The following is a 20,298-nucleotide window of genomic DNA, read 5'->3' as shown; positions in this document are numbered from 1 at the left end:
ACCAAATATGTCTACAACAAGCCTGAAGAAGGAATGCCTGCAATGCCACTCAAGGACCTGCTGATCGCCCTGGTGGTGATCATCGCCTGGGGCGTCAACTTCGTGGTCATCAAGGTGGGGCTCGACGGCCTGCCGCCGATGCTGCTCGGGGCGCTGCGTTTCCTGCTGGTGGCCTTCCCGGCGGTGTTCCTGATCAAGCGCCCGAACCTGCCGTGGCGCTGGCTGATCGCCTATGGCGCGACCATTTCCCTGGGTCAGTTCGCCTTCCTCTTCCAGGCCATGGCCAGTGGCATGCCGCCTGGGCTGGCCTCGCTGGTGCTGCAGTCCCAGGCGTTCTTCACCCTGGGCTTCGCCGCGATGTTTCTCGGCGAGCGGCTGCGCCTGGCCAGCGTGCTCGGCCTGCTGGTGGCCGCCAGCGGCCTGGCGGTGATCGGCAGCGAGGACAGCGGCCACGTGCCGCTGGTCGCGCTGCTGCTGACCCTGTGCGGCGGCGCCATGTGGGGCATGGGCAACATCATCACCCGGCGTTTCGGCCAGGTGGACCTGGTCGCCCTGGTGATCTGGGGCGGGCTGATTCCGCCGCTGCCGTTTCTGCTGCTGTCGTGGTGGCTGGAAGGCCCCGAGCGCATTGGCCATGCCCTGGCCAACATCGGCTGGAGTTCGGTGCTGGCCCTGGCGTACCTGGCGTTCGTCGCCACCATGGTCGGCTACAGCCTGTGGAGCAAACTGTTGTCGCGCCACCCGGCAGGCAAGGTGGCGCCGTTCTCGCTGCTGGTGCCGGTGGTGGGCCTGAGCTCCGCGGCGCTGCTGCTGGGCGAGCGCTTGAGCGAGGCACAAGGCTGGGGGGCTCTGCTGGTGATGCTGGGCCTGTTGATCAACGTGTTCGGGCCGCGCCTGGGAATGCGCCTGCGCACCGCCAGCCCCGGGCGCACCTGAGCGGCGCTCATACCAGCAAGGCCGACCAGGCCGACACCAGCAGCAACCCCGCCAGACCCTGATTGAACAGGCGCAAGGCCCGCGACGAGCGCAACCAGCGTGCGCTGCCGATGCCCATCAAAGCCCAGGCGGTCATGCTGGGCAGGGCGACCAGCAGGAACACCAGGGCCAGCCAGCCCATCGGCAGTGCCGGGGTGGCGAACAGGCCGACCATCGCCACCGCCGTCACCCATACCTTGGGGTTGACCACCTGCAGGGTCGCTGCGCTCAATGGGCCAAGGCCGCCGTCGCTACCCGCCAGCAAGGGGGCGCCGGCACTGCGCAGCATCTTCCAGGCCAGCCAGCTGAGCCACAGGGCGCCGGCCCAGCTCATGGCCATTTGCGCCAGGGGGTAGCGCAGCAGCAACGCGCCCAGCCCCATTCCCACCAGCCACACCACCGCCGCCGCCGCGCAGCAGGCCGCCACGATCGGTGCCAGGCTGGCGCGTAGCCCGCGCCGGGCACCGTGGGCGAGGATCAACAGGTTGGTCGGCCCAGGGCTGATGCTGGCGGCCAGGGCAAACAGGATAAAGGGCAGCAGCGAGTGCGACATGGTCAGGGCTCCGTGTGATCGAAGCACCATGGTCGCGGCCTGCGCGGCTTCAGTCTGGAAGGTTTGAGCAGCGCTTGCGGTAGTCCGCCGGGGTCAGCCGGTAGGCGCGGCGGAACCAGCGGCCCAGGTGGCTCTGGTCGGCAAAGCCCAGGGCGGTGGCGACGCTGGCCGGCGTTTCGCCCAGGGCCAGCAGCCGCCGCGCACGGGCCAGGCGCAGCTGGATCAGGTAGGCATGCGGCGCCAGGCCGAAGGCCGCCTTGAACGCCCGTGTCAGGCGGAAGCGGTCGATGCCGCAGACCTTTGCCAGCTCGACCAGTCCGATGTCCTGGTCGAGGTGCGCGTGCAGATAATCGCGGGCGACATGGGCGCACAGCGGCAGGCGTGGATCGGGGTCCAGGCGTTTGCGCCAGTGCAGGTGGCCGGTGAGGCAGCTCAGCAGATCGTCCAGGGCGGTCTGGCGGACAATGCGCAGGTCGTTGTAGTGCACCGTCTCGAAGGCCCGGGCGGTGGCGCCGGCAAGGCGCGGATCCTGATGCAGCAGGGTGCCGAAGCTGGGCAGGGCGCCTGAGGGCGCGTGCTCGAACAGGGCGCGCAGCTCGGTTTCCAGCCAGTTGGCGTCCAGGTACAGGGTCGAATAGGTGAAGCCTTCCACGGTCGGTGCATGGCCGTCATGCAGGTCGCCAGGCTCGAGCACGAACACCTGGCCGGGCGTGCTGCAATGGCGTTCGCGGCGGCAGTTGAACTGCTGCACGCCCTGTTCGGTCACCCCGACCAGGAAGCTGTCGTGCCAGTGCGGGTCGTAGGCGTGGCCGGTGAAATGGGCGCGGACCGACTCGATGCCGGTGTCGGCGTCCTGTCTGAGGTCGATCCAGTTGCTCATGGGGCGGGCCGTGTGGGGGGGCGATGGATGACCTTAACGCACAAACGACCCGGATGTTTAGAACGATTGTGCAGCCTTCAGCGCTGCGCCAGTGCCAGGTTGAGGCCGAGCCCGGCGAATGAGGCGGCGAAGCCGCGGCGCAACCAGGCTTGCACCCTCGGCGACTCGATCACGGCGCGGCGGAACAGGTGGGCGAGCAGGCCATAGATCACGAAGACGATGAAGGTCATGGCCATGAACACCGCGCTGAGGCTGAGCATCTGCACGGTCGCGGAGCCGGCCTGCGGGGTGATGAACTGTGGCAGGAAGGCGAGGAAGAACAGCGTCAGCTTGGGATTGAGGATATTCAGCAGGCAGGCTTTGATCACCAGTTGGCTGGCGGCGGCGGGGGTGGCGTGCGCGTCCACGGCGAAGGCCGCACGGTCGCGCCAAGTGGCGTAGGCCAGGTACAGCAGGTAGGCGACGCCGGCGAACTTGAGGCCCTGGAAGGCCAGGGCACTGGTGTGCAGCAAGGCGGAGAGGCCCAGTACCGACGCCAGCAGGTGCGGGACGATGCCCAGGGTGCAACCGGTGGCGGTCCACAGGCAGGCCCGTCGCCCGGCCACCAGGGCGCTCGACACGGTGAGGATGACCCCGCTGCCGGGGATCAGCACGATGATCAGCGCGGTGACGAGAAATTCCAGGCTCGGCATGAATGACAGCTCCTTGCGGTCGGGGGTGGATGCACTATACGCCCGGCGACAACGGCTGCAACATGTCGTCCGGGCGCAGCGCGGCGAAACGCTCGCGCAGCCAAAGGTGCAACTGGGCCACGGCGGGGGTGAGCTGCTTGCGGTGCGGGCACACCAGGGTCACCGGGGTCAGCTCGCCGGGGTACTCGGGCAGCAGCAGTTCCAGCTCGCCGGCGGCGACATCGGCGCTGACATCCAGCCACGACTTGTAGACGATGCCTTCGCCTTCCAGCGCCCAGCGCCGCACCACGTCGGCATCGTCACTGAACAGCGGCCCGCGCACCTGCACGGTGCGGTTGCCCAGGCGCCATTTGTCGTACACCCGGCTTTGCTGCAGGTACAGCAGGCAGTCGTGTTGCTGCAGGTCCTCGGGGGTCAGCGGGCGACCATGGCGCGTCAGGTAGTCCGGCGAGGCCGCCAGCACCCGGCGGTTCCACGGCGCCAGGGGCAGGGCGATGTAGTTGGCGTCCTCGTTCTGGCCGTAGCGGATGGCGACATCCACCGGGTCGCGGTACAGGTCGGCCAACTGGTCGGAGAGGAAGAAGCGCAGGCCCAACCCCGGATGCTCGCGGCGAAATGCACTGAGCCAGGGCCGCAGCAGGTTGCGGCCCATGTCCGAGGGCGCCGCCACCTGCAACACGCCGCGCAGGCAGCTGTGGCTGCCATGCAGGTCCTCGCGGCCCTGGCGCAGGGCATCGATCACGCGCTGGGCGGTGGGCAGGTACAGTTCGCCTTCGGCGGTCAGGCGCAGGCTGCGGGTGGTGCGGGCGAACAGGCGCACATCGAGCTCGCGCTCCAGGCGCTTGATCGCCGCTGCCACCTGGCCGGGCAGCAGGTCGGCCTCGTGGGCTGCGGCGGTGAAGCTGCCCAGGGCGCTGGCACGGGCGAACAGTTCGAGATCATTGATGCGCAGCATTTTCACTCCAGGGATGAAAGTGTTGCTGCATTGTGCTGGTTTTTCTTTGCGGTCGGGAAGATAAGATGCCATTCATTCACGAACCCTTGAGGAATTGCCGTAGATGGACACCGTTGCCCTCGCCAAACGCCGTTACACCACCAAGGCCTACGACGCCAACCGCAAAATCCCCCAGGCCACCATCGACGCGCTGCTCGAGCAGTTGCGCCACAGCCCGTCCTCGGTCAATTCGCAGCCCTGGCACTTCGTCGTGGCCGACAGCGCCGAAGGCAAGGCGCGCCTGGCCAAGGCCACCGATGCGCGATTCGCATACAACAGCCCGAAGCTGCGCGATGCCTCCCATGTGATCGTGTTCGCCGCCCGTACCAACATGACCGAAGCCCACTTGCAGGCGGTGCTGGGGCAGGAAGCCGCCGATGGCCGCTTCCGCAACGAGCAGGCCCGTGAAGTTCAGGACCAGACCCGCCGCGGTTATGTCGACCTGCACCGCCATGACTTCAAGGACCTGCAGCACTGGATGGAGAAGCAGGTCTACCTGGCCCTGGGCACCGCGCTGCTGGGCGCCGCCGCACACGGCCTGGATGCCACGCCGATCGAAGGCTTCGACGCCAAGGCCCTGGACGCCGAACTGGGCCTGCGCGAGCAGGGCTACACCAGCGTGGTGCTGCTCAGCCTGGGCTATCGCAGCGAGGAGGATTTCAATGCCGGGCTGAGCAAGTCGAGGTTGGCGGCGGGGCAGGTATTTACCTTCCTGTGAGTATCGGCAGTGGCGCTTGACCTGGGTCAGCCCTGAATCAGCGGCCCCAGGCGTTCGGCCAGGGCCTGGACCATCGCGCTCACCTTGGGCAGGTGTCCGCGGTTGCGGCGCCAGGCCAGGTTGATCGGCAATCCTTCCATGGCGTACGCCGGCAGTACCTGCTGCAGCGTCCCGTCATCGAGCTGACGCTGCACCAGCCAGGTCGGCAGCTGGGCGATGCCGTGCCCGGCGCTGACGGCTAGCGCCTGGCCTTCGGCATCGCCGATGGCCAGGCGCCCGGGCATGCCGCGCAGCTGCGTCAGGCCCGGGCGGGCGCCGGCAAAGTGCAGGGCCGGCGTGCTGCCGTCTGCGCAGGCATAGAGCAAGCAACCCTGGGCCTGCAGTTGCTGCAGGTCGTGGGGCGTGCCGTGGCGGGCCAGGTAGGCGGGGGCGGCGCAGAACACCAGGCGCTGGCTGCCCAGGTAACGGTGCTCGATGCCTGGCTGCCAGGTTTGTGGTCCGCCGATGCGCACGACGATGTCGATGGCGTCCTCGACCAGGTCGACGAAGCGATCGGAGAGGGTGATGTGCGGTTGCAGCCGTGGATGCCGCGCGGCGAAGTCCAGTACGGCGGGGAGGCCGTGCAGACGGCCGAAGGTGGCTGGCAGGTCGATGCGCAGCTTGCCGCAGGGCGTCTGGTGTTCATCGTTGAGGGCCAGCTCGGCTTCCTCGATGTCCGCCAGCACGCGCGTGCAGGCGCGGTAGTAGTCGGCGCCGCTGTCGGTCAGGGCCAGGCGCCGGGTGGTGCGTTCGAACAGGCGCACCTGCAGGCGTTTCTCCAGGCGCGCGACGCCCTTGCTCACGGCGGAACTGGTAAGGCTCATGCGTTCGGCGGCGGCGATGAAGCTGCCAGCGTTGGCCACGCTGACGAAGAAGTCGATGTCCTTGAGGCGTTCCGAGGCAGACATGGCGAGGCCTTTTATTACTGAATCTGATTCACTTGATAAAGGAATAACTACCAGTAATCGGAACATACTTCCAGATTAAGCTGGCCTGCCATTCACCAAGGATCGCAGCCGATGCCCACTTCCAGCCTGACCCACGCCACCCTCACGCGCCCAGCGCCGCGTACGGGGTTGTCCATCGGCCTGTTCGCCATCGGCGGCTTTGCGGTATTGACCACCGAATTCCTGATCCTCGGCCTCCTGCCGGCGCTGGCCCGTGACCTTGGCCTGTCGGTGGCGGGCGCGGGCCAGTTGGTCACGCTGTTCGCCGTGACCGTGATGCTGTTCGGGCCGCCGCTCACTGCCTGGCTGTCGGCAATGCCGCGCAAGGGACTGTTCATCGCCATCCTGCTGGTGTTCGCTGCCTCCAACGCGCTGTCGGCGCTGGCGCCGAACATCTGGGTGCTGGCATTGGCACGCTTCATCGCCGCGTTGGCCTTGCCGGTGTATTGGGGCACCGCCAGCGAAAGCGCCGGGCAATTGGCCGGGGCGGGGCGCGAGGGCTGGGCGGTGTCACGGGTGTACCTGGGCATTACCGCCGCATTCGTCTTCGGCATTCCATTGGGCACGCTGGCCGCCGGGCTGGTCGGTTGGCGTGGCAGTTTCGCGTTGCTCGCCGGGCTGTGCCTGCTGGTGGCGCTGTTGATGTGGGCGTGGCTGCCGAGCGTGCCGGCTGCACCCGCCCGTGCGGCGGGGGAGCGACAGACGGTGATCCTCAAGGACCGTCGCTTCATCGCCCATGTACTGCTCTCGGCGCTGGTATTCACTGCCATGTTCACTGCTTACACCTACCTGGCCGAGACGCTCGAACAGCTGGCCGCCGTGCCGGCCGGTGAAGTGGGCTGGTGGCTGATGGGCTTCGGCGTGGTCGGCATGCTCGGCAACGGCCTGGCCGGGCGCATCGTCGATCGCAGCCCACTGCGGGCCACACTGCTGCTGTTGGCGATGCTGGCGTTGGGCATGGGCGCGGTCACCCCGTTGCTCGGCACTGCATGGCTGCTGGGCGGCGCGCTGGTGTTGTGGGGCATCGCCTACACCGCGCTGTTCCCGGTCTGCCAGGTGCGGGTGATGCAGGCCGGCGCCAAGGCCCAGGCCCTGGCCGGGACCTTGAACGTGTCGGCGGCCAATGCCGGTATCGCCGCCGGTGCGGCGTTGGGCGGCGCGACGATCCAGGTACTGGGTCTGGGCGCCCTGGGCTACGTGGCGTGTGGGTTCGCTGCACTGGCGATGATCGCCACCCTGGCCATGCTGGCGAGCGAGTGAGGCCTACACCGCCCGGGTGTTGAGTAGACGCACGCCCAGGCCAATGAACAGCGCGCCGCTGGCGCGCTTGAACCAGGCCGCCAGGGGCGAAGCCTTCAGGCGCAGGCCGAAGCGCCAGGCGGTGAAGCAGTAGAAGGAGTGCACCAGGCAGACGATCAGCGAGCCGCTCAGGTACATGGCCGCGAACTGGCAGAAGATTGGCCGCCCAGGCTCGAGGAACTGCGGCAGGAAGGCGCAGAAAAATACCAGAGTCTTGGGGTTGCTCGCCGAGACCAGGAAGGCTTCCACGGCGATCCGCCACTGCGTCTGGGGCGGCGTCGCGACCACCTGCGCCGTCGACGCGGTGGGGGCGCCTTTACCCAGCAACTGGCGCAGGCCGAGGTAGATCAGGTAAGCGGCGCCGGCCAGCTTCAGCACCAGGAACGCCGTGGGCAACGAGATCAGCAGGGCACCCACGCCCATGGCCACGGCGGTGATCGTCAGCAGTTGCGCGGTGAGGTTGCCGAACAGGGTCATGCCCATGCCGGAAGGGCCATAGCGCAAGGCATTGCGCACGGTGAGCAGGACATTCGGGCCGGGCAGCAGCGAGGTGAGCAGGTAGGCGAAGGAGAACGTCAACCAGAGGTGCAGGGCCATGGAGCGCGTCCTTTGCGCTGGTAAAGACACACAATGCCAGTAATCGGCGCGGACCGCCATTGGGCTTGCGGACACATGAACTGTCGATCTGCAGGGGAGAACGTGGGAGCGGGTTGCTCCGCGAACACCCGCGTAGCGGGTGCCAGGCATTGCGCAACCTTCATCGCGGGGCAAGCCCGCTCCCACGCCTCACTCCACGCCCTGGAGCAGGTGTCAGCGCGCCAGGCGCCCGCTGACGAAGTGGGCGACATCGTTGAAACCGGGCGTCGAGGCATGGCCGGGCGTCACCAGCGAATCGATGAAGGCCTCGTCCTCCGCCGTGACCTTGACCTCCAGCGCACCGGCATAGGTGTCCCACTGCGCCTCGGTGCGCGGCCCGACGATGGCCGAGCTGACCAGGCGGTTGTTCAGCACCCAGGCGATGGCGAATTCGACGATGCCCACGCCCTTGGCCTCGGTATAGGCATGGATCTTCTGGGCGATAGCCAGCGATTCCTGGCGCCATTCCACTTCCATGATGCGCTTGTCCTGGCGGCCGGCACGGCTGCCTTCGTCGGGAGTGGAGCCTGGCGCGTACTTGCCGCTGAGCACGCCACGGGCCAGCGGGCTGAACGGCACCACGCCCAGGCCATGGTAGGCGGCGGCGGTGAGTTGTTCGGGCTCGGCCTGGCGGTTGACGATGTTGTACAGCGGCTGGCTGACCACCGGCTTGGCCACGCCGAGCCTTTGCGCCACGTTGCAGATCTCGGCGATGCGCCAGCCGCGGAAGTTGGACACGCCCCAGTAGCGGATCTTGCCTTGCGCCAGCAGGTCGCCGATGGCGCGCACGGTTTCTTCCAGCGGTACCGAATGGTCCTCGCGGTGCAGGTAGTAGATGTCCAGGTAGTCGGTGCCCATGCGCGTGAGGGTGGCCTCGATGGCATTGAACAGGTGTTTGCGCGACAGGCCGCTGCGGTTCGGCAGGCCATCGACCGGGCCATAGCCGGCCTTGGAGGCGATGATCCACTCGTGACGGTTGCGCGCCACCGCCTCGCCGACGATTTCCTCGGAGCGGCCGCCATTGTAGACATCGGCGGTGTCGACGAAGTTGATGCCCTGGTCCCAGGCCTTGTCGATGATGCGCAGCGAGTCTTCGGTGCTGGTCTGTTCGCCGAACATCATGCTGCCTAGGGTGAGGGCCGAGACTTGCAGGCCAGAATGGCCGAGAGGGCGGTAGATCATTACAGATAATCCTTTTCTGATGCCATGAGAGGGGTTTCCCTCTTTTACACAGTTCCTCCCTGCATTGAAAGCGCAGGCCAGGCACCGTTTCAAGGCGCTGGCGCGAGGCTCATCCTTCCGCCCAGGCATCGATCAACTCACGCGCCTCGCGGCTCGACAGCGGCCGCTTCAGGCGCTGCGACAGCACCGCCATGGCCCGTGAATAGCCCTTGGCAATCACTGCCTCGACCTGGTCGTCCAGGCATTGCAGGGCAACGAAGTCGCCTTGCTCCGGCGTGCCGACGTACTCGATCCGGTTCCAACCCGCGGCATGCCCGAGCACCTCGTAGGTGCGCCCGTGCTGGTAGGTCCAGAAAAACGGCACGTCGTCGTAGCGGCGCCGTTCGCCGAGCATGTTGGCGGCGGCGATCACGCCATGCTGCTGGGCCAGGCGCCAGTGCTCGATGCGCACCGGGCGGCCAGCCAGGGGGAAAGTGGCGATATCGCCCGCCGCCCACAGGCCGTCGGCGGCCTGCAGGTGCGCGTCCACCGTGAGCGAATGGTCTTCGGCCAGGGGCAGGCCCTGGACGAAGCGGGTGGCCGGGGTGACGCCGGTACCCAGCAGCACCAGCGCGGTCTCCAGGCGCTCGCCATTGGCCAGCAGCACGGCCTCGACGCGCTCGTGGCCCTCGAAGCCGATCACCTCGGTCGGCCCGTGGAACTGCACACCCTTGCGCTCATGCAGCTCGCGCAGGGTCTGGCCGACGCGCTCGCCCAACTGCCGGGCCAGCGGGATGGCGTGACGCGTGACCACATGCACCTGCAGGCCGTACTTGCACAGGGCGCTGGCGGCCTCCAGGCCGATGAAACCGTCGCCGATGATCACCACCGGCTGGCCCGGCTCGGCCAGGTCGAGCAGCTGCGCGGCATCGGTGCGCGAGCGCAGTACGCAGATGCCGGGCAGTTGCACGCCGGGGAGCTGGGGGCGGTAGGGCTTGCCGCCGGTGGCCAGCAGGGCGGCGTCGTACTTCAACTGCTGGCCGTCGGCCAGGCTGATCACGCGCTTGCCGGCATCCAGCGCGCGTACCTTGCCGTGCATGCGCCGCAGCTGGCCTCGGCGCAGGTCGACTGGGGCGAGCAATGAGGATACGTCGTCCACCGGCATCTGCCCGGCGATGACGAACTTGCTCAGCGCGGTGCGATCGTAGGCGTTCGGCTGTTCCTGGTCGATCCACAGCAGGCGCCCGGCAAAGCCATGGTCGAGCAAGGTGGCGATGGCGGCCGCCCCGGCGGCGCCGGCACCCACCACGACGAAGGTGCGCGCGTCGCGGTGGCGCGGCGCTTCGGCCTCGGGCAGTGGCTGGTCGTCCACCCATAGCTGGCCGTTCCTGACCTGCACGGCATGACGGCGCAGACCGGCCAGCGCCGGGGGCTCGCACACCGCGCCCTCATCCACGGCGAAGGCGGCCTTGTGCCATGGGCAGATCAGCAACCCCCCACAGACCGCGCCTTGTTCCAGTGGCGCGCCCTCATGCGGGCAGTTGGCCTGGTAGGCACGCACCCGCTCGCCCTGGCGCACCAGGACGATGTCTTCGGTGCCGGCCTGGACGCGCAGGGGACGGTGTTCTTCGAGCAGGTCGAGGCTGGCCACGGCATGGAAGGTCATGGGGATCTCCTCAGCAGGTAGTGTTCATTTGACGCCTGCCATGGGCCCAGGCTGCGCTCAGCCGACGATCGGAAGGGTGATTACAACATTTCACAAAAACTTCAAATGAGACCAAATTGACTCAAAATCAATGTGCAAGTACCATTCGCGCCAATTTTAGCTAACGGCTCGGGTGAGTTCATGAGCAATTTGCGTGCAATAGGGATGGTCAGCTGGCTGGCAGTGGCGGTAGCGCTGGCCGGTTGCGGAGTGGCTGAAGAACAGCAGGCCGTGACTGAAACGGCATTTCCGGTGGAGACCGTGACGCTGGCCAGCGAACAGTTGGCCCTTACCTCGACCTTGCCGGGCCGGGTCGAACCGATGCGGGTGGCCGAGGTGCGTGCCCGGGTGGCCGGCATTGTCCTGCACAAACGTTTCGAGGAAGGCGCCGACGTCAAGGCCGGCGATGTGCTGTTCCAGATCGACCCAGCACCGTTCAAGGCTGCCCTGGCGCGTGTCGAGGCCGACCTTGCGCGGGCCAAGGCGGTGCAGCAGGAGGCCCAGGCACGGGTCAAGCGCTATGAGCCGCTGGTCAAGATCGAGGCGGTCAGCCAGCAGGACTTCGACACCGCCAGCGCCGAGCTGCGCAGCGCCCAGGCGGCCGTGCGCTCGGCCCAGGCCGACGTGCAGACCGCGCGCCTGAACCTGGGCTATGCCACGGTCACCGCGCCGATCTCCGGCCGCGTCGGCCGCGCCCTGGCCACCGAAGGCGCCCTGGTCGGGCAGGGCGACGCCACCTTGATGGTGCGCATCCAGCAGCTCGATCCGATCTACGTCGACTTCACCCAGTCCGCCGCCGAAGCCCTGCGTCTGCGTCAGGCCCTCAAGGAAGGCACGCTCGGTGGTGGCGACGACAAGGCGCTGACCGCCCAGGTGGAAGGCACCGACTACCAGCGCCAGGGCGCGCTGATGTTCACCGACGTGGCGGTCGACCGTGGCACCGGCCAGGTCACCTTGCGCGGTCGCTTCGACAATGCCGACGGCATCCTGCTGCCGGGCATGTACGTGCGCGTGCGTACCCCACAGGGCACCGACCAGCAGGCCATCCTGGTGCCGCAGCGCGCGGTGCAGCGCGGCAGCGACGGCGAGGCGCGGGTGCTGGTGGTCGGCAACGGCAACCTGGCCGAGGCGCGCAGCGTGCGCACCGGCGGGATGCACGGCTCGCGCTGGCAGATCACCGAGGGCCTGCGCGCCGGTGACCAGGTCATCGTCGGCGGCCCGGCCGGCCTTGCGCCTGGCATGTCGGTGCAGCCGGCCCAGGCGCAACAGGCCGCGGCACACTAAGGCGAGGGTAGCGAGATGTCCAAGTTCTTCATCAATCGGCCGAACTTCGCCTGGGTCGTGGCGCTGTTCATTTCCCTGGCCGGCCTGCTGGTGATCCCGGCGCTGCCGGTGGCCCAGTACCCCAGCGTGGCACCGCCACAGATCTCCATCACCGCCTCCTACCCGGGCGCCTCGGCCAAGGTGCTGGTGGAGTCGGTGACCAGCATCATCGAGGAGTCGTTGAACGGCGCCAAGGGCCTGCTTTACTACGAGTCCACCAACAACTCCAACGGCGTGGCCGAAGTGCTGGTGACGTTCGAGCCCGGCACCCAGCCGGACATGGCCCAGGTCGATGTGCAGAACCGCCTGAAGAAGGCCGAGGCGCGCATGCCCCAGGCGGTGCTGATCCAGGGGCTCAAGGTCGAGCAGGCCAGTTCCGGCTTCCTGCTGATCTACGCCTTGACCAGCACGGCCGGTGATCAGGGTGATACCACGGCCTTGGCCGATTATGCCGCACGCAACATCAATAACGAGCTGTTGCGCGTGCCGGGTGTGGGCAAGCTGCAGTTCTTCTCTTCGGAGGCGGCCATGCGGGTCTGGGTTGATCCGCAGAAACTGGTGGGCTATGGCCTGTCCATCGACGATATCAACAACGCCATCCGTGGCCAGAACGTCCAGGTGCCTGCCGGCAGCTTCGGCAGCACGCCGGGGGCCAGCGAGCAGGAACTGACCGCGACGCTGGCTGTGCAAGGCACCCTGGAAACGCCGGAGGCGTTCGCCGCCATCGTCCTGCGCGCCAACCCGGACGGCTCCAGCGTACGCCTGGGCGATGTGGCACGCATGGCCATCGGTAGCGAGAACTACAACCTGTCCTCGCGCCTGGATGGCAAACCGGCCGTGGCCGGCGCGGTGCAGCTGGCACCTGGCGCCAATGCCATCCAGACTGCGACGCTGGTCAAGGAGCGCCTGGCCGAGCTGTCGCAGTTCTTCCCGGAAGGCGTTGAATACTCGGTGCCGTACGACACCTCGCGCTTCGTCGATGTGGCCATCGAGAAGGTCATCCACACCTTGATCGAAGCCATGGTGCTGGTGTTCCTGGTGATGTTCCTGTTCCTGCAGAACGTGCGCTACACCCTGATCCCGTCGATCGTGGTGCCGGTGTGCCTGCTGGGTACGCTGATGGTCATGAAGCTGCTCGGTTTCTCGGTGAACATGATGACCATGTTCGGCATGGTGCTGGCCATCGGTATCCTGGTGGATGACGCCATCGTGGTGGTGGAGAACGTCGAGCGGTTGATGGCCGAGGAAGGCTTGTCGCCGGTGGAGGCCACCATCAAGGCGATGGGGCAGGTATCCGGGGCGATCATCGGCATCACTTTGGTGCTGGCCGCGGTGTTCCTGCCGTTGGCGTTCATGTCCGGATCGGTCGGGGTGATCTATCAGCAGTTTTCCGTCTCGCTGGCGGTGTCGATCCTGTTCTCCGGCTTCCTCGCCCTGACCTTCACCCCGGCGCTGTGCGCCACCCTGCTCAAGCCGGTGCCCCATGGCCACCATGAAAAGGGTGGTTTTTTCGGTGCCTTCAACCGCGCCTTTGCCCGCGTCACCGAGCGCTACTCGGTGATGAACAGCGCCCTGGTGGCCCGTGCCGGGCGCTGGATGCTCGCCTACGTCGGTATCCTGGTGGTGCTCGGCTACTCCTACCTGCGCCTGCCGGAGGCCTTCGTGCCAGCAGAAGACCTGGGCTACAGCATCGTCGACGTGCAACTGCCGCCCGGCGCCAGCCGGGTACGCACCGACCACACCGCCGAGGCACTGGAAAAGTACCTGATGTCGCGCGACGCGTTGGCCAGCTCGTTCATCGTCAGCGGCTTCAGCTTCTCGGGCCAGGGCGACAACGCCGCGCTGGCGTTCCCCACCTACAAGGACTGGTCCGTGCGCGGCAAGGAGCAGTCGGCAGAGGCGGAAACCGCAGCCATCAACGCCCAGTTCGCGGCCAATGGCGATGGTGCCATCACCGCGGTCATGCCTCCGCCGATCGACGGCCTGGGCAACTCCGGCGGTTTCGCCCTGCGCCTGATGGACCGTGGCGGCCTGGGGCGCGATGCGCTGCTGGCGGCCCGTGATCAGCTGTTGGCCCGCGCCAACGGCAACCCGGTGATCCTCTACGCGATGATGGAGGGCCTGGCCGAGGCGCCGCAGCTACGCGTGCAGATCGACCGCGAGAAAGCCCGCACCCTGGGCGTGAGCTTCGAGAACATCAACAGCACCCTGGCCACCGCCTTCGGTTCGGCGGTGATCAACGACTTCAGCAATGCCGGGCGCCAGCAGCGCGTGGTGGTGCAGGCCGAGCAGGGCGAGCGCATGACCCCGGAAAGCGTGCTACGCCTGTATGCACCCAATGTCAGCGGCGAGCAGGTGCCGTTCAGCGCCTTTGTCTCCACTCGCTGGGAGGAGGGGCCGGTACAACTGGTGCGCTACAACGGTTACCCGTCGATCCGCATCGCCGGTGACGCCGCGCCCGGCTACAGCACTGGCCAGGCGATGGCCGAGATGGAGCGTCTGGTCAGTGAGTTGCCACCTGGCATTGGTTATGCCTGGACCGGCCTTTCGTACCAGGAAAAGGTGTCCAGCGGCCAGGCTGCCGGCCTGTTCGCCCTGGCCATCCTGGTGGTGTTCCTGCTGCTGGTGGCGCTGTACGAGAGCTGGGCAATCCCGCTGACGGTGATGCTGATCGTGCCGATCGGCGCCTTGGGCGCGGTCTGGGCGGTACTGCTCACCGGCATGCCCAATGACGTGTACTTCAAGGTCGGCCTGATCACCATCATTGGACTGGCGGCGAAGAACGCCATCCTGATCGTCGAGTTCGCCAAGGAGCTGTGGGAGAAGGGTTACAGCTTGAGCGACGCCGCCATCGAGGCCGCGCGCCTGCGTTTGCGCCCGATCGTGATGACCTCCATGGCCTTTATCCTCGGCGTGGTGCCCCTGGCCATCGCCACCGGCGCCGGCGCGGCGAGCCAGCGCGCCATCGGTACCGGGGTGATTGGCGGCATGCTCAGCGCCACCTTGCTGGGCGTAGTGTTCGTGCCGATCTGTTTCGTCTGGGTGCTGAAGCTGCTCAAGCGCAAGCCGGCCCCTGTGCAACACGCTGTCGAGGTGGCGAAGTGATGGTCATGGGTAAATGTGCACTACCGTTCGTGCTGGCCTTGACCCTGGTCGGCTGTTCCCTGGCGCCGACCTACCAGCGCCCGGAGGCGCCGGTGGCGGCTGCCTGGGGCGATGCCACCGGCCATCATGGCAAGTCGGTTGAGCAGCTGGACTGGCAGGCGTTCATCGTCGATCCGGCCTTGCGCCAACTGGTCGCCACGGCACTCGACAACAACCGCTCTCTGCGTCAGACCCTGCTCGACATCGAGCAGGCCCGAGCGCAATACCGCATCCAGCGGGCCGATCGGGTGCCTGGCCTGAGTGCCGGAGCTTCCGGCAATCGCCAGCACTTGCCGGCGGACCTGTCGAATAGCGGCAGGGAAGGGGTCAGCAGCAGCTACCAGGTGGGGCTGTCGCTGCCAGAGTACGAAGTGGACCTGTTCGGTCGGGTCAAGAGCCTGAGCGATGCGGCCCTGGAACAGTACCTGTCCACCGAGGAGGCCGGCCGCGCCGCCCGCATTGCGCTGATCGCCGATGTCAGCCAGGCCTACCTTAGCCTGGACGGTGCCGAACGGCGCCTGGCGCTGACCCGCCAGACCCTGGCCAGCCGCGAGGACTCGCTGGCCCTGGTCGGCCAGCGGCGCGCCGCCGGCACGGCCACTGCACTGGACCATCAGGAGGCGTTGGGGCTGGTCGAGCAGTCACGGGCCGAATTGGAAGGCATCGTGCGCGAGCAGCGCCAGGCCTACAACGCCCTGGTGCTGCTGCTGGGCAGCGCCGAGGCGGCCAAGTCGATTCCCGCCGAGCGGGCGCAGGCGCCGATGGTCCTGCAGGACATCGCCCCAGGCGCGCCGTCGGCGCTGATCGAGCGCCGCCCGGACATCCTCGCCGCCGAGCACCGGCTGCGGGCGCGCAATGCCGATATCGGCGCGGCGCGGGCGGCGTTCTTCCCGCGGATTAGCCTGACCGGCAGTTTCGGCACCTCCAGCGCGCAGATGTCCGGGTTGTTCGACGGTGGCTCGCGTAGCTGGACGTTCATGCCGCAACTGTCGCTGCCGCTGTTCGACGCCGGGCGCAACAAGGCCGGCCTGAACCTGGCCGAGGCGCGCAAGGACTCGGCGGTGGCCGCTTACGAAGGCACGATCCAGAGCGCCTTCCGCGAAGTGGCCGACGCCCTGGCCGCCACCGATACCTTGCGCCGCGAGGAAGCCGCGCGGCGTGCCCTGGCCGACACCAGCCGGGCGACCGTAACGCTGGCCAAGGCGCGCTATGAGGGCGGGGTGGACAACCACCTGCGCTACCTGGACGCGCAGCGCAGCGGCTATGTCAACGAAGCGGCGTTCATCGAGGCCAGCACCCAGCGCCAGCTGGCACTGGTCGATCTGTTCCGTGCCTTGGGCGGTAGCTGGCCGGCCCAAGGTTGAAATGCCTCCTTTGGTTGGGAAATCCAACCGCTTGGCCCCAGGTGTCCCTGCCTTGGGGCGTTTTTTTGCCCAGTGATAGGGGCCGAACAGGCGAGCGTTAATCGCGCAACAGATCCGGACTGTTGAAGTTACTCAATCGCGCATCGTCCTCGGCACACGCCAACCCCTGTAAACTCGCCTGCAGCAAAGCCTTCTGCAAACTCCGTTCGCCCACCTGCCAGGCTTGCTCCAGCAATGGCAACACGCGCCGGGGCAACACACTGAACATCGGCTGCCAATACCCACCCTGGCGCACCATGGCCGCGCTGTCATGCGCCACGGCCAGGCGCAGCAGGTCCTCGACCAGCGCCCGGTCGATGCGCGGCGCATCGCAGGCCAGCACTACCACCCATTCGTGCCGGGCTGCCCTGAGCCCGCTGATCACGCCGGCCAGCGGGCCGGGAAAGTCCGCTTCGGCGTCCGTGACGAGCTGGTCGGCGTAGATCGCGTAGGCCGCCTGGTTGCGGTTGCAGGAGATCACCAGGTCATCGCTCAGTGCCCGCACGGCGCGTTGCACATGCGCCACCAACGGCTCGCCACACCAGGGCACCAGCCCCTTGTCGCGCCCGCCCATGCGCTGGCCACGGCCGCCGGCAAGAATAAGGATGGAGCAGGGGGGAAGAACGTCGGGCATGAAAAAGGGTTCCGGGCAGTCAATGCCGGGAACCCTCCCATTTACCGCAGGGCTTGTCCAGTCAGGCCTGGTGGGTGGCCACCTGCGCCGCCTTGGTCTTGCCGCGCCCGGCCAGGCGCATCACCACGACGAAGAACACCGGCACGAACACCACGGCGAAGGTGGCGCTGAGCATGCCGCCGATCACCCCGGTGCCGATGGCTTGCTGGCTGGCCGAGCTGGCGCCGCTGGCGATGGCCAGCGGCACCACGCCGAGGATGAACGCCAGCGAGGTCATCACGATCGGGCGCAGACGCAGACGCGCGGCCTGGATCGCCGCGTCCGCCGCATCGATGCCTTGGTCCACCAGGTCCTTGGCGAACTCGATGATCAGGATGGCGTTCTTCGCCGACAGGCCGATCAGGGTGATCAGGCCGACCTTGAAGAACACGTCGTTGGGCAGGCCGCGCAGGGTCACCGCGAGCACCGCGCCGAGCACGCCCAGTGGCACCACCAGCAGCACTGCGGTGGGGATCGACCAGCTTTCGTACAGCGCGGCCAGGCACAGGAATACCACCAGCAGCGACAGTGCCATCAGCAGTGGCGCCTGGCTACCGGACAGGCGTTCCTGCAGCGACAGGCCGGTCCACTCCAGGCCGGCACCTGCCGGCAGCTGAGCCACCAGGCGCTCGATCTCGGCCATGGCCTCGCCCGAGCTGTAGCCGGCCGCCGGCTCGCCGGAAATCGACACCGCCGGGTAGCCGTTGTAACGGGTCAGCTGCACCGGGCCGGACTGCCAGCGGGCGCTGACGAAGGCGCCCAGGGGCACCATCTTGCCGCTGCTGTTGCGCACGTGGATTTTCAACAGATCTTCGACCTGGCTGCGCCGGTCGCCTTCGGCCTGCACCACCACCCGCTGCATGCGGCCCTGGTTGGGGAAGTCGTTGACGTAGTTCGACCCCACCGCGGTGTCGAGCACCGCGCCGATATCGGCAAACGACACGCCCAGGGCGTTGGCCTGGCGGCGGTCCACTTCCAGCTCGACCTGAGGGCTCTCCGCCAGCGATGCTTCGCGCACGTTGACCAGCACCTTGCTCTTGCGCGCCGCGTCCAGCAGTTGGTCACGAGCTTCCATCAGCCCGGTGTGGCCCATGCCGCCGCGGTCCTGCAGGCGGAACTCGAAACCGGTCGACTCGCCCAGGCCGTCCACCGGCGGCGGCAGCACCGCGTAGGCGATGGCGTCCTTGAGCTGGGTGAAGGCCATGGTGGCGCGTTCGGCGATCGACTGCGCGCTGTCGTCGCCACCGCGTTCGGACCAGTCCTTGAGCGTGGTGAAGGCCAGCGCCGCGTTCTGCCCGCTGCCGGAGAAACTGAAGCCGAGGATCAGCGTGGTGTTGGCCACGCCGGGTTCTTCGGCGTTGTGCGCCTCGATCTGCTGCCCGACCTCGATGGTGCGCGCCTGGCTGGCGCCTGGCGGCAGCTGGATGTCGGTGATGGTGTAGCCCTGGTCCTCGGTGGGCAGGAAGGCGGTGGGCAGTTGGCTGAAACCGTACACCAGCACGCCGACCAGTGCGGCGTACACCAGCAGGTACCGACCGCTGCGGGCCAGGGCGTGGGTCACCCAGCGCTGGTAGCCGTTGCTCATGCCCTCGAAGCGGCGGTTGAACCAGCCGAAGAAGCCCTTGCGCTCATGGTGCTCGCCTTTCTCCAGCGGCTTGAGCAGGGTGGCACACAGGGCCGGGGTCAGGCTCAGGGCGAGGAACGCCGAGAACAGGATCGACACCGCCATCGACACCGAGAACTGCTGGTAGATCACCCCCACCGAGCCTTGCATGAAGGCCATCGGCAGGAACACCGCCACCAGCACCAGGGTGATGCCGACGATGGCGCCGCTGATCTGGCCCATGGCCTTGCGCGTGGCTTCCTTGGGCGGCAGGCCTTCCTCGGCCATGATCCGCTCGACGTTTTCCACCACGACGATGGCGTCGTCCACCAGGATGCCGATGGCCAGCACCATGCCGAACAGGGTCAGTACGTTGACCGAGAAACCCAGCACGTTCATCACCGCGAAGGTGCCCATCAGCGCCACCGGCACCACCAGGGTCGGAATCAGCGTGTAACGGAAGTTCTGCAGGAACAGGAACATTACCGCGAACACCAGGACCATGGCCTCGAGCAGGGTGTTGATCACCTGCTTGATCGAGACCTTGACGAAGGGCGAGGTGTCGTAGGGGATGTCGTACTTCACCCCGGCCGGGAAGTAGCGCGCCAGCTCGTCGAGCTTCTGCTTGACCAGGGTCGCGGTTTCCATGGCGTTGGCGCCGGGCGAAAGCTTGACGCTGAAGGCGCTGGTGGCCTTGCCGTTGAGGCGGGTGCCGTACTGGTATTCCTGGGCCCCGATCTCGACCCGCGCCACGTCACCGACAGTGACCGTGGAGCCGTCGGTGTTGGCGCGCAGGACGATGGCGGCGAACTCCTCGGGGGTGCTCAGCTGGCCCTTGACCACCACGTTGGCGGTGATCTCCTGGGTCGGTCGGCTCGGCAGGTCGCCGATGCTGCCGGGGGCGACCTGGGCGTTCTGCGCGGCGATGGCCTCGGCCACGTCGTTGGGCGTGAGGTTGAAACCGACCAGCTTGGCCGGGTCGATCCAGATGCGCATGGCCCGTTCGGAGCCATACAGCTGCGCCTTGCCGACGCCCTTGAGGCGACGGATCTCGTTCATCACGTTGCGCGCGAGAATGTCCGACAGGGCGATCTCGTCGAGGCTGCCGTCCTCGGAGGTGAGGGTGGCCAGCAACAGGAAGCCGGTAGACACCTTCTCCACCTGCAGGCCTTGCTGGGTGACCGGGCGCGGCAGGCGCGACTCGATCACCTTGAGGCGGTTCTGCACGTCGACCTGGGCCATGTCCGGGTTGGTGCCGGGCTGGAAGCTGGCGGTGATGGTGGCGCTGCCCAGGCTGCTCTGGGATTCGAAATAAAGCAGGTTGTCGGCACCGTTGAGCTCCTGCTCGATGATGCTGACCACGCTCTCGTCCATGGTCGCCGCCGAGGCGCCGGGGTAGACGGCGTAGATTTCCACCTGCGGCGGTGCCACGTCGGGATACTGGGCCACCGGCAACTGCGGGATGGCCAGGGCGCCGACCAGGAGGATGAACAGGGCCACCACCCAGGCGAACACCGGGCGGTCGATGAAGAACTGCGGCATGGATCAGGCCC

At 67.3% G+C, this 20,298-nt stretch carries 16 protein-coding genes; 6 read left to right on the top strand and 10 right to left on the bottom strand.

What is annotated here, in order from left to right:
* The first annotated feature begins 42 nt into the window (after nt 1–42).
* Nucleotides 43–936 (top strand): EamA family transporter, encoded by an 894-nt coding sequence (locus tag ACQ4OD_RS11810; protein ID WP_139670325.1) that lies wholly within the window; start codon nt 43–45, stop codon nt 934–936.
* A gap of 7 nt (nt 937–943) precedes the next feature.
* Here ACQ4OD_RS11810 and ACQ4OD_RS11805 read toward each other — a convergent pair whose 3' ends face one another.
* The 4 genes from ACQ4OD_RS11805 to ACQ4OD_RS11790 form a co-directional block, all read right to left on the bottom strand.
* A complete protein-coding gene (locus tag ACQ4OD_RS11805; RefSeq protein WP_102682845.1) occupies nt 944–1,528 on the bottom strand; it encodes a LysE family translocator in 585 nt (194 codons plus the stop codon).
* A gap of 49 nt (nt 1,529–1,577) precedes the next feature.
* Nucleotides 1,578–2,408, bottom strand: coding sequence for an AraC family transcriptional regulator (locus tag ACQ4OD_RS11800; protein ID WP_139670327.1), 831 nt, complete (start codon nt 2,406–2,408; stop codon nt 1,578–1,580).
* Nucleotides 2,409–2,485: 77 nt separating this feature from the next.
* Nucleotides 2,486–3,100: a LysE family translocator gene (locus ACQ4OD_RS11795; RefSeq protein WP_139670329.1), complete on the bottom strand. Its 615-nt coding sequence runs from the start codon at nt 3,098–3,100 to the stop codon at nt 2,486–2,488.
* Nucleotides 3,101–3,134: 34 nt separating this feature from the next.
* Nucleotides 3,135–4,055, bottom strand: a complete 921-nt coding sequence (locus ACQ4OD_RS11790; RefSeq protein ID WP_430944338.1) for a LysR substrate-binding domain-containing protein — start codon at nt 4,053–4,055, stop codon at nt 3,135–3,137.
* A 103-nt stretch (nt 4,056–4,158) separates the two neighbouring features.
* Between ACQ4OD_RS11790 and nfsB the strand changes: the two genes are divergently transcribed.
* Nucleotides 4,159–4,812 (top strand): oxygen-insensitive NAD(P)H nitroreductase, encoded by a 654-nt coding sequence (nfsB, locus tag ACQ4OD_RS11785; protein ID WP_139670333.1) that lies wholly within the window; start codon nt 4,159–4,161, stop codon nt 4,810–4,812.
* A 26-nt stretch (nt 4,813–4,838) separates the two neighbouring features.
* On the opposite strand, the gene ACQ4OD_RS11780 is transcribed toward nfsB, so the two are convergent.
* Nucleotides 4,839–5,759, bottom strand: coding sequence for a LysR family transcriptional regulator (locus ACQ4OD_RS11780; RefSeq protein ID WP_430944337.1), 921 nt, complete (start codon nt 5,757–5,759; stop codon nt 4,839–4,841).
* Between the two features lie 111 nt (nt 5,760–5,870).
* Between ACQ4OD_RS11780 and ACQ4OD_RS11775 the strand changes: the two genes are divergently transcribed.
* Nucleotides 5,871–7,058, top strand: coding sequence for an MFS transporter (locus tag ACQ4OD_RS11775; protein WP_139670337.1), 1,188 nt, complete (start codon nt 5,871–5,873; stop codon nt 7,056–7,058).
* 3 nt (nt 7,059–7,061) lie between these two features.
* On the opposite strand, the gene ACQ4OD_RS11770 is transcribed toward ACQ4OD_RS11775, so the two are convergent.
* The 3 genes from ACQ4OD_RS11770 to ACQ4OD_RS11760 all read right to left on the bottom strand — a co-directional run bounded on the left by ACQ4OD_RS11770 (nt 7,062) and on the right by ACQ4OD_RS11760 (nt 10,560).
* Nucleotides 7,062–7,694, bottom strand: a complete 633-nt coding sequence (locus tag ACQ4OD_RS11770) for a LysE family translocator (protein WP_258600516.1) — start codon at nt 7,692–7,694, stop codon at nt 7,062–7,064.
* Nucleotides 7,695–7,907: 213 nt separating this feature from the next.
* Nucleotides 7,908–8,915 (bottom strand): aldo/keto reductase, encoded by a 1,008-nt coding sequence (locus ACQ4OD_RS11765; RefSeq protein WP_258600518.1) that lies wholly within the window; start codon nt 8,913–8,915, stop codon nt 7,908–7,910.
* Nucleotides 8,916–9,024: 109 nt separating this feature from the next.
* The gene (locus ACQ4OD_RS11760) at nt 9,025–10,560 is read right to left on the bottom strand and encodes an FAD-dependent oxidoreductase (protein ID WP_430944336.1); all 1,536 of its coding nucleotides are present in this window, start codon (nt 10,558–10,560) and stop codon (nt 9,025–9,027) included.
* Nucleotides 10,561–10,740: 180 nt separating this feature from the next.
* On the opposite strand from ACQ4OD_RS11760, the gene ACQ4OD_RS11755 reads away from it, so the two are divergent.
* The 3 genes from ACQ4OD_RS11755 to ACQ4OD_RS11745 are packed head-to-tail and all read left to right on the top strand — an operon-like array spanning nt 10,741 to nt 16,430.
* Nucleotides 10,741–11,883 carry a MexC family multidrug efflux RND transporter periplasmic adaptor subunit gene (locus tag ACQ4OD_RS11755; RefSeq protein WP_430944335.1) on the top strand — a complete coding sequence of 381 codons (1,143 nt, stop codon included), beginning with the start codon at nt 10,741–10,743 and terminating at the stop codon, nt 11,881–11,883.
* 15 nt (nt 11,884–11,898) lie between these two features.
* Nucleotides 11,899–15,027: an efflux RND transporter permease subunit gene (locus ACQ4OD_RS11750; RefSeq protein ID WP_198755134.1), complete on the top strand. Its 3,129-nt coding sequence runs from the start codon at nt 11,899–11,901 to the stop codon at nt 15,025–15,027.
* On the top strand, nt 15,027–16,430 hold the full coding sequence (locus tag ACQ4OD_RS11745; protein ID WP_430944334.1) for an efflux transporter outer membrane subunit: 1,404 nt from the start codon (nt 15,027–15,029) through the stop codon (nt 16,428–16,430). Before ACQ4OD_RS11750 ends, ACQ4OD_RS11745 begins: the two co-directional genes overlap by 1 nt.
* A gap of 97 nt (nt 16,431–16,527) precedes the next feature.
* Here the strand turns inward: ACQ4OD_RS11745 and mobA are convergent, their stop codons facing one another.
* Both mobA and ACQ4OD_RS11735 read right to left on the bottom strand, forming a co-directional pair.
* Complete coding sequence (mobA, locus tag ACQ4OD_RS11740) at nt 16,528–17,103, bottom strand: molybdenum cofactor guanylyltransferase MobA (protein ID WP_139670349.1); 576 nt, start codon at nt 17,101–17,103, stop codon at nt 16,528–16,530.
* A 61-nt stretch (nt 17,104–17,164) separates the two neighbouring features.
* Nucleotides 17,165–20,287, bottom strand: a complete 3,123-nt coding sequence (locus ACQ4OD_RS11735) for a multidrug efflux RND transporter permease subunit (RefSeq protein WP_430944333.1) — start codon at nt 20,285–20,287, stop codon at nt 17,165–17,167.
* Nucleotides 20,288–20,298 lie beyond the last annotated feature (11 nt).

Origin of the sequence: Pseudomonas sp. WC1, from assembly GCF_050586565.1 — a bacterium.
Lineage (GTDB): Bacteria > Pseudomonadota > Gammaproteobacteria > Pseudomonadales > Pseudomonadaceae > Aquipseudomonas.
The sequence above is the reverse complement of the archived record's forward strand: the minus strand, read 5'-3'. Positions and strand labels throughout refer to the sequence as shown.